This is a genomic window from Pseudomonas sp. NPDC098747 (genome assembly GCF_044760045.1).
Lineage (GTDB): Bacteria > Pseudomonadota > Gammaproteobacteria > Pseudomonadales > Pseudomonadaceae > Aquipseudomonas.
This window is the reverse complement of sequence record NZ_JBIWAL010000056.1, coordinates 1-17,633: the sequence shown is the minus strand read 5'-3', so window position 1 is coordinate 17,633 and position 17,633 is coordinate 1. Positions and strand designations below refer to the sequence as shown.

The following is a 17,633-nucleotide window of genomic DNA, read 5'->3' as shown; positions in this document are numbered from 1 at the left end:
TCACTTTGTACATGATTAGACAGGTACGATTTGACAAGAAACAACGGGTGGTCGACGAGCTCGTCCGACGCATCGAAAGTGGCCTCATGGAGGACGGCTTTCTGTTGCCCGGCGAGCACCAGTTGGCTCAAGAATTCCAAGTCAGCCGTGGCACGTTGCGCGAAGCGCTGGCGGAACTGAAGCGGCGTAAATACATCGCCACGCAAAGCGGGGTCGGTTCCATCGTCACGTTTGACGGTGTGGCGCTCGACCAGCGCAGCGGCTGGGCGCAGGCGCTGGCGGACACGGGCGCGTTGATCAACACCGAAGTCTTGCGCCTCGAAGCCGTGACCCGAACTGATCTGTCGGCCGTGTTCGGTTCCGATCAATTCATCCTGCTCGAGCGTCGCCGCCGCTCGAACGACGGCACGCTGGTGTCCCTCGAACGTTCTCTGATGCCCGCCAACGGAGGCCTGGAAAGCCTGCCGCGTGTCGGCTTGATCGACGATTCCCTGACCATCACACTGGCCGCCTACGGCTACATCGGCGAGCGCGGCGATCAGTGGATCGGCGCCGAACCCTTGAATGCCGAAGACGCCGAACTGCTCGGCCGCCCGCAAGGCACGGTTTTCCTCAAAGCCCTGCGCACCACCTACGACCGCCAAAACCGTTTCATGGAGCAGGTCGAAAGCCTGCTCGACCCGGTGCATTTCCGTTTGCACCTGCAATTTGGAGAATCGAAATGACCCCGGTCAACCGTGCTCTCGGCGCGTTTTATGGCCTGGCCCTCGGTGATGCGCTGGGCATGCCAACGCAATCGCTGAACCGCGAGACGATCAAGACGCGGTTCGGCCAGATCACCGATCTGCAAGACGCAGGCCCCTTGCAACCGATCGCTGCGAACATGCCCAAGGGCTCAATCACCGACGACACCGAACAGGCGATTCTGGTTGGCGAATTGCTGGTCGAAGGCAAGGGTCATATCGAACCGGCCATCCTTGCGCAGCGGCTGATCGAGTGGGAAGCGCAGATGCAGGCCAAAGGCTCGCAGGACCTGCTGGGCCCGTCGACCAAGCGCGCCATCGAAATGATCCTCGCCGGCCACTCGCCGGAAGAGGCCGGCCGCTACGGCACGACCAATGGCGCGGCGATGCGCATCACGCCGGTGGGGATCGCGGCAGACGTCAGTGATCCGCAGCGGTTTATCGCGGCGGTGGTGCAGGCCTGTCAGGTCACGCACAACACCACGCTGGGGATTTCCAGCGCGGCGGCGGTGGCGGCGGTGGTCTCGGCCGGGATCAATGGCATGGATCTGGGCGAGGCGCTGAACCTCGGCCAACAAATCGCGCTACAAGCGCAAGAACACGGTCACTGGGTGGCCGGTGGGCGCATCGCTTCGCGCATCAGTTGGGCACGCAGCATCAGCGTCGACAGCGACAAAGCGTTGTTGGCCGATCTGCTCTATGACGTGATCGGCACCTCGGTGGCGTCGCAGGAGTCGGTGGTGGTCTCGTTTGCCCTGGCGCAGCAAGTGGCCATTGGTGAGATGAGCGCGTTTGATGCGTTGTGCATGGCGGCGAGTCTGGGTGGCGACACCGATACCATCGCCGCGATTCTCGGGGCGATGCTTGGGGCCTGCCTGGGTCTTGAGTGTTGGCCGGTGCCGATGATCGCGACGGTGAAAGCCGTCAATCATTTGGAGCTTGAGCCGTTGGTGCAGGGTTTGATGGCCTTGCGCTGACTGGACCGACGCTTTCGCGAGCAAGCTCGCTCCCACAATGGATTTGTGACATTCACATAACCCTGTGGGAGCGAGCTTGCTCGCGAATGGCGCGCCGCCGTTTTGAATCATTAACCCGCAATGGATCGCAAAGACAGGCCAGGAACGGCCGGAATGTCTTGTAGTTTCGCATCATTGCCACAACCACAAAAAAGGCAAACAGGAGCATTTTCATGAGTTCATCGAACGCCGGGCAAAGCGCCGGGCAACTGGAAACCCGTGGCATCGAGCCGGTGCCGGAAGCCGAGTGCAACGGTCATCCGCTGCAACTGTTCTGGGTCTGGTTCGCCGCCAATATTTCCATTCTCGGCCTGCCGCTGGGCGCCACGCTGGTGGCGTTTCGTGGCCTGGCGATCTGGCAGGCGATCATCGTCGCGATCATTGGCGCTGCCGGTTCGTTTGCGGTGGTCGGAATCATCTCGATTGCCGGCCGCCGTGGCCGCGCGCCGAGTCTGACCTTGTCGCGGGCGATCTTCGGCGTGCGCGGCAATATCGGCCCGACGCTGGTCTCGCTGATGTCGCGTCTGGGCTGGGAAACCGTCAACACGACTACCGCTGCGTTCGTGCTGCTGTCGCTGTGCTCGATCTTGTTCGGCTCACCGGTTGAAGCGAAAAGCGCACCCGTGCTGACGCTGCTCTTCATCGCGATTTTCGTGTTGCTGACCTTGTCGGTCTCCGGCCTCGGCCATGCGACCCTGCTAGTGATCCAGAAGTGGGCGACTTATGTGTTCGGCGCGCTGAACATTCTGGTCGGCGGCTTCCTTTGCGCCACCATCGACTGGAGTGCGGTGTTCAACGCCACACCGGCGCCGGTCAGCGCAATGATCATCGGCATCGGCACCATGGCGGCCGGCACCGGCATTGGTTGGGCCAACGCGGGCGCCGACATGTCGCGCTATCAGCATCGCAGCGTCAAAGCCGCGCGCTTGGTGGCTTCCGCCGCGTTCGGCGCGGGCATTCCGCTGGTGCTGCTGATCACCCTCGGCGGCCTGTTGTCAGTGGGTAACAATGATCTCGCCTCGGCAACTGACCCGATCGTGGCGATCCGCGACATGCTGCCGACGTGGATGGCCGTGCCGTACCTGATCACTGCGTTCGGTGGTCTGCTGCTGTCAAATAATCTGTCGGTGTACTCCGCCGGTTTGACCACGCTGACCCTTGGCCTGAAGGTCAAGCGCGTCTACGCGGTGGTGGTCGACATCGTCGCGATCTTCGCCGGTTCGATCTATTTCATGCTGATCGCCGACAGCTTCTACGGCCCGTTCATCACCTTCATTTCCTTGCTGGCGGTGCCGATTACGGCGTGGGTCGGGATCTTCGTGGTCGACTTGATCCATCGTCATTACTACAGCCCGCAAGACCTGCTCGACGTCAGCCCGAGCAGCGCCTATTGGTACAGCGGCGGCATCGAGTGGCGCGCGTTCGGCGCGTGGGCGATTGCCATTGTGCTTGGCTTCAGCTTTACCACCATCGGCACCACCGCTGAGAATGTCTGGTTCAAGGGCTTCCTGTCCGACTCGTGGCTGGGCCACAACGGCCTCGGCTGGATCGTGACGTTTGTGGTCGCCGGCGGCATTTATTTCGTCCTCGGCGGGGCCAAAGATCGCCGCGCCGCGCCAGTCGAGAATGCTCATGCCTAAGATGTTGCACACCGGCCAGGTCATCATCGATCTGGTCATGGCCGTGGATAAACTGCCGCAGATCGGCGGCGACGTACTGGCGCAGTCCGCCGATTTTGCGGCCGGCGGCGGTTTCAACGTGATGGCGGCGGCGGTGCGCAATGGCTTGCCGGTGGTCTATCTCGGTCGCCATGGCACCGGGCGTTTCGGCGATCTGGCGCGCCAGGCGATGCATGCCGAGGGGATTCTCATCGGCATCAGCCAGCCCGCAGAGCGCGATACCGGTTTGTGTGTGGCGCTGACCGATGCGTCGGCCGAGCGCAGTTTCATTTCTTACATCGGCGCCGAAGGCGAGGTGACCGTCGATGATTTGAACAGCGTGGCTTTTGAGGCCGGGGACTACGTTTATCTCAGTGGTTACAGCCTGCTGCACGAGGGTAAAGCGCAGGCTTTGCTTGACTGGACGTTGGCATTGCCAGCCACGATCCACGTGGTGTTCGATCCGGGCCCGTTAGTGGAATCGCCGGATTCACCGCTGATGCAGGCGCTGCTGCCGCGCATTGATGTGTGGACCAGCAACAGTGTCGAGGCGTTGCGTTTTACCGGTGCTGAGGACATCGGAATTGCGCTCGATCGTTTGGCTGAGCATCTGCCGCAAGACGTGTTGATGGTGGTGCGCGATGGCCCGCAGGGTTGCTGGATTCTTCAGCATGATGAGCGTCAGCATGTGCCGGGGTTTGCTGTGAAAGCAGTCGACAGCAATGGTGCCGGAGATGCGCATGCCGGGGTGTTTGTTGCGGGATTGGCGCAGGGTTTGACTGCGCACGAAGCGGCGCGGCGGGCGAATGCGGCGGCGGCATTGGCGGTGACGCGGAGGGGGCCGGCGACAGCGCCGGGTACTGCGCAAGTGGATGCGCTTATCCGTGAGACTTGCGGCGACTGATCTACCGCCATCGCTGGCAAGCCAGCTCCCACAGTTTTTGTGGTGGACACTTCATCTGCGAACACCTTCGATCCCTGTGGGAGCTGCGGTGCGACGATTCGACTTGCCAGCGATGAGGCCATCAGCCCCGACATAAATCTGAATCGGGCGCTCGCCGCATCGTCAGCGAGCGCCCGCAGGACTACTGCAGATCCAGTTTGCGCGCCGCTTCAACCCCGGCAGCGCTTAGCTTGATCGGCAGGTTCAACGAGTGTTCGCCAGCCTCGTTACAGGTCACATGACCATGGTGAATCAAACCGCGATCCTGCAAGGAGGCGAGGGCGCTGGCCACGACTTTTTCGCCCCGGTAATTGTCCAGCACCTCCTTGCCCAGACCACTCGGGTGGGCGTGCAGCAGGCGGGTGAGGACTTCTTTTTCCAGGTTTTTATCGACGTTCATGGTTACCTCTTCATGGAATTGAATAGGACGCTCGCGTCGGCGAACTACTGCCCGGATCCTTCGGAACCGGAGCCACCCGTGGTGGTTTTTGAGCCGATGCCCGGCCCTGCGTTGTCTGGCGTGGCGGGGGCGTCGGGGGTGTTCATGCCGCCCTGGCGACCGGGGTCACTGCCTTGCGTGCGCGGGTCAGTGCCCGTGGCGGGTGGCTGGTTGATCAATGGCACGCCAGAGCCATCAGTGTTAATGCCGGGAGCGCTGTTGATGACGGGGGCTCGCGGGGGCGTCGGATCGGTAGGGCCGGTGCCTGCTGCTGTGGTTGAGGCGGCGAACACCGCGGGGCAGAGCAGGGCGCTGAATACGAAAGCAGTCAACCTTGACGGGATCATAGGGCTTCTCCAGTGATTGGAATCCTTACCCTTGGTTGGTCTGCCCTCGTAGTCGATTGGTGCCTGATGAACGACGAACGGTCTAGATCGCTGGAGCGGCTTTGACGTTAAGTCGTCGCCAGAGCAAACGGCCAATGGTGATCAGCCAGTTCATCAGCGCCACCGCCAACACGGTGTACAGCAGCGTCGCCATGCCGTGTTCGACAATGATTTTTCCGGCCAGCAGCGGAAAGCCGAACACGCCGATAAAGTACGCAAGGCTGAACAGCAACAAGGCCTGTGAAGTGGTACCGACGGGCGCTTCGTTGGCCGCCAAACCGTTGATCACCGAATAGGTCAGGCCGTATCCGACACCGAGCATGACCGCCGCCAACAGATAGCTGAAAGCGCTGTGCACGCCGAAGGCGAACAGCACAATCGAGCCGAGCATCAACCCCGACAACAGGCACGACGCCCGCAACGGATCACGTTTGACCACAAACCCGGCGATCAACAGGCGGCTGCTGATCGCCGCGCTCATGAAACCGAGAAAGAACAGCGAATAATCCAGCGAATGGGCGGCGGCGTAACTGGTCTGGAAACTCGATAGACCGTCGAATACGCAGCCACCGAGGCCGACCATGATGATCGCAAATACTGCGCGGGAACCGAGCACCTGTATCGTTGCTGGCCAGGTAATGCTTGCGGCTGTCGGGGCTTGGGTGCTTTTCAATCGCGAGCCGAGCCGCCAGAACAACAACACGCCAATCAGGCTCGCCAACGCTGCCAGATAAAACGCCGAGTTCACCGGCAAATTCAGAGCAGTGGCCGCACGCCCGAGCAGTGGGCCGCTGCCAATTCCGGTCATCATGCTGCCGGACAGCAAGGCAAAGTACTTCGCCCGCTGCGCCGGGCTCACCAGACTCGCCACAATAATCGGCCCCAAGGTGTAAAACACACCCCAGCCCAGGCCCAGCAACAAGCCGAAAAACATCAAGAGATGACCAAACCCCGGCGTCATCGCAAAGCCCAGGCTCGCCGCAACAAGCAACAGACCAAACAAGGCAATCGAACGTGCCGCCCCCAGCAGATCCGACAAATGCCCGGACACCAGCACCGCCACAAACGTACTGAGCATCGCCGCAGAAATCACGCTGCCCGCATCGTGTTCATTGCCACCGCGAGAACCGATCAACAGCGACAGCAAAAACGTTGAGCCGTAGGACAGCGACAGCAAATAACTGGCGAGGCATAGCAAGCCGAACAGCTTGCCCGACACTGGGGGTGTTGCTTGGGACATGACGCGGTTCCTTGACCGGGAAAATTCAGCGTTATCTGTTTAACACGTCAGGCCGGTGGCTTAGGTCTGAGGTTGTTGATCTCAGGATCGCCGCTAGCCGGAGTAATGCTTCAGACGATGCCGATTTCCTCCTTGAACTGCTCCATGAAACCCTTCAGGCGCTGATGACGGATCTGCGCCAGACGCTGGCCGGCGGCGGTCTGGAATCCGTCGGCGAGGTGCAGCAGTTTGGTCTGGAAATGATCGAGGCAAAACCGCGTGTCGTTGTAGTCGCGTTGTTTCGCTTCGGGATCTTGCGGGTCGTACAACGCTGCCCCCATGCGTCCGGCGACATAAAACGTGCGAGCGACGCCGAGCATGCCGAGGGAATCGAGACGGTCGGCGTCCTGGACGAGTTTCGCTTCGAGGGTGAGCGGGGTGATGTTGGCGGAAAAACTATGGGCTTCGATAGCGTGGGTGACGGCATCGATTTTAGCTTCGGCCCAATTCAACTCCGCCAGCACCGCCGATGCTTTTTCCGCTGCCAGACGTGAAGCTTGCGAGCGCAGTGGCGAATTCTTTTCGACGGCTACGCAATCGTGGAGCAGCACGGCGGCCAGTAGCACTTCCAGATCGCCGCCTTCTTCGGTTTGCAAAGTACGCACGTTGTGCCAGACACGTTGCAGGTGTGCGAGGTCGTGCGCGCCGTCGTCCGAGGGCTCCAAAGCATGGGGCAGCAGTTCTGCAGCGAGCGCTGGCAATGGTGCGAACGTGTAGTTATTCATAAACATCCTTTTAGACGAATGCAGAACCTGTGGGAACTGCAGTGTTTTGCAACATCGAGCAGGATATTGCGTTGTTGCCATATGACGAGCGCTTCAACGCGTTTTACTATGACGTTTTCCTCCCCCGACAAGGCCCGTCCATGACGATCGAGATCCGCCCGGCGACTCCCAGCGATGCACCACAAATCCTCGCCTTCATCACTGAACTCGCGGATTTCGAAAAGGCGCGCCACGAAGTCATCGCCAGCGTTGCCGACATCGAGCGCAGCCTGTTCGGCGAAGGCGCGACCGCCCATGGCCTGATCTGTCTGCGCGACGGCCTGCCCATCGGTTTCGCGGTGTTCTTCTTCAGCTATTCGACCTGGCTCGGCAGCAACTGCCTGTACCTTGAAGACCTCTACATCACCCCCGAACAACGCGGCGGCGGCGCGGGCAAAACCCTGTTGCGGCAACTGGCGAAAATCGCCTGCGCCAACGACTGCGGACGCTTCGAATGGAGCGTGCTCGACTGGAACACCCCGGCCATCGAATTCTACAAATCCCTCGGCGCGCAACCGCAGGAAGAATGGGTGCGCTATCGCATGGACGGCAAGGTGCTGCGCGAGTTCGCCGAGGGCCAATGAACGATGATGGCAATCTAGTGTTAATTCGATTGTCGGCAAGGCTCTAGTCCGGCATTCTACGCGCGCATTTTTGCGCGCTCACGGAAGACACCTGCAATGCCCCAGGCAAAAACTCTCCACGCCCGTGGAGCCTTCGCTGGGTCAACGAGTGACCGGCGATGACCAACTCGACGATGCCCCGCCCGTCGATCTGGCATGCGATGCCGACGAATTCTGGCAACAAGTGCAAACCACCCCATACCCGAACAGTCGTGAGTATCGCCACGCACTGTTCAACCCCGGCGCCAATCGCTGGCGCTTCGCCGCGACCGACATCGATATCGATATCTATCAGCCGCCCCCGGAACCTCTGAAGCAAGGAGCTTTGAATTGAGTGGTAAACCTGCTGCACGCGTCACCGACCCAACCGCCTGCCCACTGCCAGGCCATGGCACCAACCCGATTGTCTCTGGCTCGCCCAACGTCTTCTTCGACGGCCTCGCCGCCGCGCGCATGACCGATAAATCAGCGTGTGGCAGCCCAATCACCGGCGCCGTCTCCGGCACCGTGTTCATCAACGGCCTCAACGCCGCAACCCTTGATAGCACCGGAGGGCACGGCAATGTCGTGATCGGTGGCTCGGGTACGGTGATTATTGGACAGAGCGGCGGAGGGGCGGCGTTTAGTGGGTTGTTGCCGATGCCGGTGCATTTCACTGACAGGTTGCAAGTTGTAAATGATGCAGATGGAGAGCCTGTGCCGTACCACCCATATACCATTCAGCGTGGTGACGGCAGTGAGGAGCCAGGTATAACAGATGCTTTCGGGTTTACCCATACCGTCAGTTCGCACTTGGCTGAAACTATTAAATTGTTTGTGGAGTGACGAACATGGCAGATGGAATTGCTACCGCAGATGCACCCGCGGCGCCATTGGCAAAGAAAGAACCCCTGACCCATACACTTACTTGTAAAACCGATCATTCGGTCAAGCAAGTGGCGGTAGCACTGCGAGATGTAATGGTTTTTCTTGTTGGCGGTGCTGGGGATCAGGAAAGGTATTATGTTGATGGCCCGAACCACAATGTTGATTATGTTCGCAAAATGGTCGATGCGGATATTGAAGCACTTGAGATTAAGGAGTTTTGTACTACATTGCCTCTTGGCTATAACGCGTTTATGAGTGAAGAGGATTTGGATAGGAATGTAATCGGGAAGATTTCGAATTGTAATACGGCTGTTTATATTATCGGTCATAGCTTGGGTGGCTGGAATGGCGCTCATCTCTCGGCTGTTTTGACCGATCGTGGGTTTAAAGTGAAAATGTTGATTACTTTAGATCCTGTAGGCCACGGCAAAATTGTGTACGGTATTTCGAAAATATACAGGCAAATTCCAAAGCCTAAAGCGGAGTTTTGGGTGAGTATCAGGGCGGCGGCCGTCGATTGGAACGTATCAGACCTCGTGGCAGACTTTGGCGAACAATGGGAAGTTACCGAGGGGCCGAATGTTATGGGGCGCCTTGATATCAATCACGCAGATGCCAATTTCATGTTCGCTCGGGCGTTGCCCGGTGGAAAGTCTGCTCGTCAGATTTTAAGGGAATCTATTTTGAAGCGAACCAAGGGGTAACGTCTTGTGAGAGTGCTAAGTCTGTTGGTGTTGATATTAATAACCTCTGCCTGTTCCTTGAATCATGGTCGGCCTGTCGCTAATCTGGAATACACAAAGACTGAGCGGCTTCGCAGTACTGGGATTTATCAAGTTTACTTTTCTTCGGATGTAGAGCTTCTTGGCTTATTTAAATCGTCTATTGGGCAGGGGCTTATCTGTTCATTAACAGATGATTTGGATTTTTCTCAGTCGCATCAAATAAAACAATCCGGGTTTGGGTTTGTAGAAAGACTTTCCGCTGATTCGCTGCTCTATCGGGCAGATGTTATTTTTGACGAGTCGGTGGATGGTAAGGGTGAAGAAAGACGTCTCAAGGGCGAAACATTGGCTCCGTTTTTGAGTGCCAGAGACTCTATTTCGTGCGTGTTTAGAGTGCACTCCACTACCTATAAGACTTACTTCTCCAAGATCATGCATATTCCTAGCGCGGATTTACTGAAATCTGGACCTGCTCAATAGCCTACCAAACGCTTGTCTTTCATCATTGTAGGCAGGCATTTTGGGGGATCGCAGCAGGAATTTTTTCACGCCTATTAACCCCATAATATGGGATGCGAAATTACATATTGAGATTCTCATGCTGGGAGGTCTATAGTCCATCGCACTCACTGCCAAAAACAAAACAGGTGAAGCGATGCAGGCGCAATTGATCGCGCTCGATTGGGGGACGACCTCATTACGTGCTTACAAACTCGCGGCGGGCGGTGTGGTGCTGGAACAGCGCTCGCTGTCGTCCGGGATCATGCAACTGCCGAAGACCCCGCGAGTCATCAACGGTCGCGAATGTGCCGACGGTTTTGAACTGGCCTTCGATGAGGCGTGTGGCGACTGGCTCGAGGCGCAGCCGGATCTGCCGGTGATCGCCTGCGGCATGGTCGGCAGCGCGCAAGGCTGGCGCGAAGCTGCCTACTGCGACACGCCGGCGGACGTCGCCAATCTCGGAAATTCCCTACAAACAGTTGTCAGTCTTCGCGGCACGCGAGTGCATATCGTGCCGGGCGTGATTCAGCGTTCGCGTCTGCCGAACGTGATGCGCGGCGAAGAGACCCAGGTGCTGGGTGTTCTGCAGAATCTCCCTGTCGAGATGGGCAGTGATCTGTTGATCGGCTTGCCGGGCAGCCACTCGAAATGGGTGGAAGTGGTGGATGGCTGCATCACCCGTTTCGACACCTTCATGACCGGCGAAGTGTTCGCCGTGCTCAGTGAACACAGTATTCTGGGCCGCACCCAACAGCAAGGCGCGACGTTCGATGCTCAGGCATTTGACCGTGGCGTGCAGGTTGCGCTGTCGGCGGACGGTGAGCTTGGCGTGCTCTCTACATTGTTCAGTGCACGCACCCTGGGCCTGACCGGCGAACTCAGCCCGACGGCGCAAGCGGATTACTTGTCCGGCCTGATGATCGGCCACGAACTGGCTGCACTCGCAGCCGCTCAGCGTCGTCGCCGCAACAGCGTGCATCTTCCCTCGATCATCCTCATTGGCAATGCGCAACTGTGTGCACGCTATAGCCGTGCCCTCGACGCCTGTGGGTTCGCCAACGTGACGCTGGCCGAGCAGGCCACCGAGCGTGGCTTGTGGCAGCTGGCGCTGGCCGCCGGACTGATCGATTCCTCATCCCGTTAACCCCGACTGGAGGCCTGACATGCTCAAGCAAGCATTGGCGCAAAACGGTCTGATCGCGATTCTGCGTGGCCTGCATCCGCAGGAAGCTGCCGCAGTAGGAGAAGTCCTGTATGCGGCCGGATTTCGCGTCATCGAAGTACCGCTCAATTCCCCTTCGCCGTACGAAAGTATCGCCATCCTGCGTAAGGCTTTGCCACCCGATTGCCTGATCGGTGCCGGTACGGTGTTGACCCCGGAACAGGTCGAATTGGTGAAGGAGGCCGGCGGCCAGGTCATCGTCATGCCGCACAGCGATGCCAAGGTATTGCGCGCAGCGAAAGCGGCGGGGCTGTACCTGTCGCCGGGCGTTGCCACGCCGACCGAAGCCTTCGCGGCGCTGGAGGAGGGCGCGGACATTCTCAAGCTGTTCCCGGCCGAGCAAATGGGCCCGGCAGTCGTTAAAGCCTGGCTGGCGGTGTTGCCCAGCGGGACGATTCTGGCGCCGGTCGGTGGCATCACACCGGACAACATGCAGGTGTTCATCGACGCTGGCGTCAAGGGTTTCGGTCTCGGCTCGGGGCTATTCAAACCGGGGATGAGCGTTGAGCAAGTAGCGGCGAATGCCAAGGCCTATGTGGCTGCCTGGAAAGCCCTTCGCTAAGACTTTTTGGCGCTGCGAGCGCTACATCTATAAGAGAGACAACAAGATGAAAATCACCAAACTCACTACCTTCATCGTTCCGCCGCGCTGGTGCTTCCTCAAGGTTGAAACCGACGAGGGCGTGACCGGTTGGGGCGAACCCGTGGTTGAAGGGCGCGCGCATACGGTGGCGGCGGCTGTTGAGGAATTGTCCGACTACCTGATCGGCAAAGACCCACGCAACATCGAGGACATCTGGACGGTGCTGTATCGCGGCGGCTTCTACCGCGGTGGCGCGATCCACATGAGCGCGCTCGCCGGCATTGACCAAGCGCTGTGGGACATCAAGGGCAAAGCCCTTGGCGTGTCGGTCAGTGATCTGCTCGGCGGTCAGGTACGCGACAAGATTCGCGTGTATTCGTGGATCGGCGGTGATCGTCCAGCCGACACCGCACGGGCAGCGAAAGAGGCAGTCAGCCGTGGTTTCACGGCGGTGAAAATGAACGGCACGGAAGAGCTGCAGTTCCTCGATACCTTCGAAAAAGTTGACCTCGCCTTGGCCAACGTTGCCGCCGTGCGTGATGCAGTCGGGCCGAACGTTGGCATCGGTGTCGACTTCCATGGCCGGGTGCACAAGCCGATGGCCAAAGTGCTGATGAAGGAACTCGACCCCTACAAACTGATGTTTATCGAAGAGCCGGTGCTCAGCGAGAACTACGAAGCGTTGAAAGAACTGGCACCGCTGACCAGCACGCCGATTGCCCTCGGTGAGCGGTTGTTCTCACGTTGGGACTTTAAACGGGTGTTGAGCGAAGGTTACGTCGACATCATCCAGCCGGATGCTTCCCACGCTGGCGGCATTACCGAAACCCGTAAGATCGCCAATATGGCCGAAGCCTACGACGTAGCGCTGGCGCTGCATTGTCCGTTGGGGCCGATTGCGCTGGCGGCGTGTTTACAACTGGACGCGGTTTGTTACAACGCGTTTATCCAGGAGCAAAGCCTGGGCATCCATTACAACGAGAGCAACGACTTGCTCGACTATGTAAAAGATCCGCGGGTGTTCGATTACGACAAAGGTTTCGTGAAGATTCCGAACGGCCCGGGGTTGGGCATCGAGATCAACGAGGAATACGTGATCGAACGCGCGGCCGTGGGCCACCGCTGGCGCAACCCGATCTGGCGCCATGCCGATGGCAGTTTTGCCGAGTGGTGAGTCATCCCTGACACACCACTAATCCCTGTGGGAGCTGGCTTGCCAGCGATGACGGCGGCACGTCCAACACTGATGTGACAGACACACCGTAATCGCTGGCAAGCCAGCTCCCACAGGGTTCCGTGCAAGTCTTAAGACTGTCCTCAAATAAACATAAGAAGAGGCATCTCTCATGCAACCGCAAACCCTCACCGGGCAGGCGTCTTTAGTCACGCCTAGCCGAAAGCGTTTTTTCATCATGGTGTTGCTGTTTATCACCGTGGTCATCAACTACCTCGACCGCAGCAACCTGTCGATTGCCGCGCCGGCCCTGACCACTGAGCTGGGCATCGATCCGATTCACGTTGGCCTGATCTTCTCGGCATTCGGCTGGACCTACGCCGCCATGCAAATCCCCGGTGGCTGGCTGGTGGATCGCGTGCCGCCACGCATTCTTTATAGCGTCGCACTGCTGTCGTGGTCGATCGCCACAGTGATGCTCGGTTTCGCCGCCAGTTTCATTGCGCTGTTCGTCCTGCGCATGGCGGTCGGCGCGCTGGAAGCACCGGCCTATCCGATCAACAGTCGCGTGGTCACCACCTGGTTTCCCGAGCGTGAACGCGCTACTGCGATTGGTTTCTACACCTCCGGGCAGTTTGTGGGACTGGCCTTCCTCACGCCGGTTCTCGCGTGGCTGCAACACGAATTCGGCTGGCACATGGTGTTCGTCGCGACAGGTGCGGTGGGCATTATCTGGGCGGCGATCTGGTACGCGGTGTATCGCGAGCCACGGGATTTCAAAGGTGCCAACGATGCAGAAATCGAACTGATCCGCGAGGGCGGCGGGCTGGTGGATATCCAGGCCGACAGCGCCAAGGTCAAAGCCAAATTCAGCTGGACCGATCTCGGCATCGTTCTCACTAAACGCAAGTTGTGGGGCATCTATCTTGGCCAGTTCTGCCTGAACTCGACGCTGTGGTTTTTCCTGACGTGGTTCCCGACCTATCTGGTGAAATATCGCGGCATGGACTTCATCAAGTCCGGCTTGCTGGCCTCGTTGCCGTTTCTTGCGGCGTTTGTCGGTGTGCTCTGCTCGGGGTTCTTTTCCGACTTCCTGATTCGTCGCGGTTACTCCATTGGTTTTGCGCGCAAGTTGCCGATCATTGGCGGGCTGCTGATTTCCACTTCGATCATCGGCGCCAACTACGTTGAGTCGACGCCGCTGGTGATTGCCTTTCTGGCGTTGGCGTTTTTTGGCAATGGATTGGCGTCGATCACCTGGTCGCTGGTCTCGACACTGGCGCCGGCACGCCTGCTCGGCCTGACCGGCGGGGTGTTTAATTTCATCGGCAACCTGTCGGCGATTGCCACGCCGATCGTGATCGGTTTCCTCGCCAGCGGAGATTCGTTCGCCCCGGCGATCACCTATATCGCGGTTCTCGCATTGATCGGTGCGTTGTCCTACGTGCTGCTGGTGGGCAAGGTTGAACGTATCGAGTTGTAGTGCTTAGCGTCGGGCGACCATAATGCCGCCCGTTCCCTCGCTCAACGGTAAAGGCTGGATATGCAGGAAGACGCCCCGGAAAAAATCAAGGACGCCGCGCCCACCGGCACCCAGACGCTACTTCGCGGACTGGGCGTGGTGCAAGCCGTGGCCAGTGGCGCGCGTGATCTCAAGGAGATTGCCCGGCTGATCGGCACCACGCGCAGCACCACTCATCGTCTGGCCAGTTGTCTGGTCGACGAGCGCTATCTGCGCGTGGTGCCGCAAGTCGGTTATCTGCTGGGGCCGAAGCTGATCGAGCTGGGTTTCCAGGCGCGCGAAGAATTGCCGCTGGTGAGCCTGGCCGGGCCCTATCTGGATGAGTTGTCGGCGCTGACCGGTGACACCGTGCATCTGGGGATTCGTGAAGGCGATGAGGTGCTGTACCTGCTGAAGAATCCGGGGCGCAACGGCCCGGAAATGCGTTCGCGGGTCGGCCATCGCATGCCGCTGGCGCGGACGGGGATCGGCAAGGCGTTGATGCTCGATGACTCGCCGCAGGATTGGCAGCGTCTGTACGACATCAGCCTGCCGGCGGGTGGGAAAAGTCAGTTCTGGCCGCAGCATCCCCAGCAGTCGTGGGAACAGCTTGAACAACGCATGACCGAGTACGTGGCCGGTGGCTACGCGTTCGATCTGGAAGATAATGAACCGTCGATCCGCTGTGTGGCGGCGCCGATTCGTGATGCGAGCAAGGGCATTGTGGCGGCGATCAGTATCGCCAGCACCGTGCCGTATATGCCGTTGGAGAAAATGGCCGAGCTGATTCCCCTGATCAAAGGCGTCACAGCCCGGCTATCGGCCGAGCTGGGTTTAAAGGTTTGATTAAACCTTGAGCGTTGCCATGTCGATCACGAAACGGTACTTCACGTCACCAGCGATCATGCGGGCGTAAGCCTCGTTGATCTCGCGGATGTCGAGCATTTCGATGTCACAGGTGATGTTGTGCTCGGCGCAGAAATCCAGCACTTCCTGGGTTTCGGCGATGCCGCCGATCAACGAACCGGCGAGTACGCGGCGACCCAATACCAGTTTGGCGGCGTGTACCGGCGGATCAATCGGCTCGATCAGACCGACCAGAATGTGCACGCCATCAAAACGCAGGGTGTCGAGGTACGGGTTGAGGTCGTGCTGCACCGGAATGGTGTCCAGCAGGAAGTCGAAGTAACCGGCAGCGGCTTTCATCTGCTCGGCATCGGTGGACACGATCACATGATCGGCGCCTTGACGACGACCTTCTTCAGCCTTGCTCGCCGAACGGGTGAACAGCGTCACTTCGGCGCCCATCGCTTTGGCGAACTTGATACCCATGTGGCCCAGGCCGCCCATGCCCAGAATCCCGACCTTGTCGCCAGCCTTGACGCCGTAATGCTTGAGCGGCGAGTAAGTGGTGATGCCGGCGCAGAGAATTGGCGCAGCACTGGCCAGCGCCAGACGTTCCGGGATACGCACGACGAAGTGCTCGCTGACAACGATGCTGTCGGAGTAGCCGCCCATGGTGTTGCTGCCGTCGACCCGGTCCGGGGTCGCATAAGTCATGGTCGGGCCTTCGAGGCAATACTGCTCGAGGTTCGACTGGCAGGCTTCGCAGCTGCGGCAGGAGTCGACCATGCAGCCGACACCGACCAGATCGCCTACTTTGTGTTTGGTGACATTCGTACCAATCGCGGTGACTTTTCCGACGATCTCATGGCCGGGCATCAACGGGTAAACAGCAATGCCCCACTCGTTGCGTGCCTGGTGGATGTCGGAGTGGCAGACGCCGCAATACATGATTTCGATGGCTACGTCGTCGGCGCGAGGGCTACGGCGTTCGAATTTCATCGGGGCGAGGGGCGTGGTGGCCGATTGGGCGGCATAGCCGATGGCGGTGTACATGTGAAACCTCGCAAAAGCAGTGACAGGTGAGGCGGCGCATTTTGGGCGCCGCGCGACTGTCCGGCCATGACGATTCCTCCGGGTCTCATGCCTAATCCTCCGGCATGCGGGTTTGTTCAGTCGCATTGGCAAAGGGATCTGCGATGATGCTTTGATGCCTTTTTCCGTTACTTTTTTCTGAAGAACCCTGATGCAATTAACTCGTCACCTTGATGCCAACGCCACGCTGGTTTCGCTGATTGAACCGCTGGCACTGCGCGACGGTTATTCCCCGACCGGGCTGCCGGGTGTGCAGGTGCTGCGCGCCAGTTGCGACGTTGCCCGTGGCCCGCACATTTATGAGCCGAGCCTGATGATTATCGCGCAGGGCAGCAAACTGGCGTTTCTCGGGCCGCGCACCATGGAGTATGGCGCCGGGCATTATCTGATTCAGGCGCTGCCTGTGCCTTTCGAGTGTCAAACCTTTGCCTTGCCGGATGCGCCGCTGCTGGGTGTGTCGGTCGCGATCGACCGTGTATTGCTCGGCGAGTTGGTGCTGGCCATGGGGCTGGCGCCGGGGCGGCACATACCGGCGCAGACACCGGAGTCGATGACGTCGGTGGTGCTCGACGATGACATGCGGGGCTGCGTCGAGCGGTTGCTCAGCTGTCTGCGCGATCCGCTGGAGTGTCAGATTCTGGGGCCGGCGCGGATCCGCGAGTTACTGTTTGTCGCGTTGCGTGGACCGCAGGCCGATGTGTTGCGTGCCTTGGTCGAGCAGCAGGGACAATTCGCCCGAGTGGCGGCGTCGATCAGTCATTTACACGCGCATTACACCGAGCCGTTGAACGTCGAGACATTGGCCGGTTGCGCGAACATGAGCGTGTCGACGTTTCATGAGCATTTCAAACGCAGCACGTTGTTGTCGCCGGTGCAGTATCTGAAGCGTTTACGGTTGTTGAAAGCGCAGACGTTGCTGGTCGCTGAAGGCTTGGGTGTGGCGCAGGTGGCGCATCGAGTGGGGTATCAGAGTACGTCGCAGTTCAGTCGTGAATATAAACGCTACTTCGAGCGCAGCCCGGGCGATGAACGCGTTGCCTGACTCACCGCACAATTCCCTGTGGGAGCTGGCTTGCCAGCGATAGCGGTGGTTCAGGCAACGAAGATGTCGTCTGACACGACCCCATCGCTGGCAAGCCAGCTCCCACAGGGTTTGATGTGATGCACTGAATTGTGGTGTCTAGTCCTGAAATAGGTTTACACCTTTTTCACCCCAACGCCCGATGCACCGCGTCGGGCGTTTTGTATTTTAAGGACAGGTGCGGTCGCTC

The 17,633-nt window shown here is 59.2% G+C and carries 20 protein-coding genes; 15 read left to right on the top strand and 5 right to left on the bottom strand.

Going from position 1 to position 17,633, the window contains the following annotated elements:
* Positions 1-11: 11 nt before the first annotated feature.
* The 4 genes from ACIQVE_RS24480 to ACIQVE_RS24465 all read left to right on the top strand — a co-directional run bounded on the left by ACIQVE_RS24480 (position 12) and on the right by ACIQVE_RS24465 (position 4,321).
* Positions 12-725, top strand: a complete 714-nt coding sequence (locus ACIQVE_RS24480) for a GntR family transcriptional regulator (RefSeq protein ID WP_402813314.1) — start codon at positions 12-14, stop codon at positions 723-725.
* Positions 722-1,720, top strand: coding sequence for an ADP-ribosylglycohydrolase family protein (locus ACIQVE_RS24475; RefSeq protein WP_402813311.1), 999 nt, complete (start codon positions 722-724; stop codon positions 1,718-1,720). Before ACIQVE_RS24480 ends, ACIQVE_RS24475 begins: the two co-directional genes overlap by 4 nt.
* Positions 1,721-1,932: 212 nt before the next feature.
* Positions 1,933-3,399, top strand: a complete 1,467-nt coding sequence (locus ACIQVE_RS24470) for a purine-cytosine permease family protein (RefSeq protein ID WP_402813309.1) — start codon at positions 1,933-1,935, stop codon at positions 3,397-3,399.
* Entirely contained in the window at positions 3,392-4,321 is a 930-nt protein-coding gene (locus ACIQVE_RS24465; RefSeq protein WP_402813307.1) for a PfkB family carbohydrate kinase, read from the top strand. The genes ACIQVE_RS24470 and ACIQVE_RS24465 overlap by 8 nt, the downstream gene beginning before the upstream one ends.
* Before the next feature lie 181 nt (positions 4,322-4,502).
* Here ACIQVE_RS24465 and ACIQVE_RS24460 read toward each other — a convergent pair whose 3' ends face one another.
* From ACIQVE_RS24460 to ACIQVE_RS24445, 4 genes are all read right to left on the bottom strand, one after another.
* Positions 4,503-4,760 carry a hypothetical protein gene (locus ACIQVE_RS24460; protein ID WP_096794892.1) on the bottom strand — a complete coding sequence of 86 codons (258 nt, stop codon included), beginning with the start codon at positions 4,758-4,760 and terminating at the stop codon, positions 4,503-4,505.
* Positions 4,761-4,804: 44 nt separating this feature from the next.
* Positions 4,805-5,146 (bottom strand): hypothetical protein, encoded by a 342-nt coding sequence (locus tag ACIQVE_RS24455; protein WP_402813303.1) that lies wholly within the window; start codon positions 5,144-5,146, stop codon positions 4,805-4,807.
* Positions 5,147-5,228: 82 nt separating this feature from the next.
* A complete protein-coding gene (locus ACIQVE_RS24450; protein ID WP_402813300.1) occupies positions 5,229-6,425 on the bottom strand; it encodes an MFS transporter in 1,197 nt (398 codons plus the stop codon).
* 110 nt (positions 6,426-6,535) lie between these two features.
* Entirely contained in the window at positions 6,536-7,189 is a 654-nt protein-coding gene (locus ACIQVE_RS24445) for an HD domain-containing protein (RefSeq protein ID WP_402813297.1), read from the bottom strand.
* Between the two features lie 140 nt (positions 7,190-7,329).
* Between ACIQVE_RS24445 and ACIQVE_RS24440 the strand changes: the two genes are divergently transcribed.
* The 10 genes from ACIQVE_RS24440 to ACIQVE_RS24395 all read left to right on the top strand — a co-directional run bounded on the left by ACIQVE_RS24440 (position 7,330) and on the right by ACIQVE_RS24395 (position 15,270).
* Positions 7,330-7,812 carry a GNAT family N-acetyltransferase gene (locus ACIQVE_RS24440; protein ID WP_042562173.1) on the top strand — a complete coding sequence of 161 codons (483 nt, stop codon included), beginning with the start codon at positions 7,330-7,332 and terminating at the stop codon, positions 7,810-7,812.
* A gap of 148 nt (positions 7,813-7,960) precedes the next feature.
* Positions 7,961-8,185 (top strand): hypothetical protein, encoded by a 225-nt coding sequence (locus tag ACIQVE_RS24435; RefSeq protein WP_402813293.1) that lies wholly within the window; start codon positions 7,961-7,963, stop codon positions 8,183-8,185.
* Positions 8,182-8,676, top strand: coding sequence for a PAAR domain-containing protein (locus ACIQVE_RS24430; protein WP_402813290.1), 495 nt, complete (start codon positions 8,182-8,184; stop codon positions 8,674-8,676). The genes ACIQVE_RS24435 and ACIQVE_RS24430 overlap by 4 nt, the downstream gene beginning before the upstream one ends.
* 5 nt (positions 8,677-8,681) lie before the next feature.
* On the top strand, positions 8,682-9,422 hold the full coding sequence (locus tag ACIQVE_RS24425; RefSeq protein WP_402813287.1) for an alpha/beta hydrolase: 741 nt from the start codon (positions 8,682-8,684) through the stop codon (positions 9,420-9,422).
* A gap of 12 nt (positions 9,423-9,434) precedes the next feature.
* Positions 9,435-9,923: a hypothetical protein gene (locus ACIQVE_RS24420; RefSeq protein ID WP_402813285.1), complete on the top strand. Its 489-nt coding sequence runs from the start codon at positions 9,435-9,437 to the stop codon at positions 9,921-9,923.
* 175 nt (positions 9,924-10,098) lie between these two features.
* Complete coding sequence (locus ACIQVE_RS24415; protein WP_402813282.1) at positions 10,099-11,088, top strand: 2-dehydro-3-deoxygalactonokinase; 990 nt, start codon at positions 10,099-10,101, stop codon at positions 11,086-11,088.
* A 19-nt stretch (positions 11,089-11,107) separates the two neighbouring features.
* On the top strand, positions 11,108-11,728 hold the full coding sequence (locus ACIQVE_RS24410) for a 2-dehydro-3-deoxy-6-phosphogalactonate aldolase (protein ID WP_210704456.1): 621 nt from the start codon (positions 11,108-11,110) through the stop codon (positions 11,726-11,728).
* Positions 11,729-11,774: 46 nt separating this feature from the next.
* Complete coding sequence (gene dgoD / locus ACIQVE_RS24405) at positions 11,775-12,923, top strand: galactonate dehydratase (RefSeq protein ID WP_008085519.1); 1,149 nt, start codon at positions 11,775-11,777, stop codon at positions 12,921-12,923.
* A gap of 172 nt (positions 12,924-13,095) precedes the next feature.
* A complete protein-coding gene (locus ACIQVE_RS24400; RefSeq protein ID WP_402813277.1) occupies positions 13,096-14,406 on the top strand; it encodes an MFS transporter in 1,311 nt (436 codons plus the stop codon).
* 60 nt (positions 14,407-14,466) lie between these two features.
* Entirely contained in the window at positions 14,467-15,270 is an 804-nt protein-coding gene (locus ACIQVE_RS24395) for an IclR family transcriptional regulator (RefSeq protein ID WP_402813274.1), read from the top strand.
* On the opposite strand, the gene ACIQVE_RS24390 is transcribed toward ACIQVE_RS24395, so the two are convergent.
* Positions 15,271-16,323, bottom strand: coding sequence for an NAD(P)-dependent alcohol dehydrogenase (locus tag ACIQVE_RS24390; RefSeq protein WP_402813271.1), 1,053 nt, complete (start codon positions 16,321-16,323; stop codon positions 15,271-15,273). It abuts the gene before it with no gap.
* Between the two features lie 190 nt (positions 16,324-16,513).
* Here ACIQVE_RS24390 and ACIQVE_RS24385 point away from each other — a divergent pair, with 190 nt between their 5' ends.
* Positions 16,514-17,404 carry an AraC family transcriptional regulator N-terminal domain-containing protein gene (locus tag ACIQVE_RS24385; protein ID WP_402813268.1) on the top strand — a complete coding sequence of 297 codons (891 nt, stop codon included), beginning with the start codon at positions 16,514-16,516 and terminating at the stop codon, positions 17,402-17,404.
* The last annotated feature ends 229 nt before the right edge of the window (positions 17,405-17,633 follow it).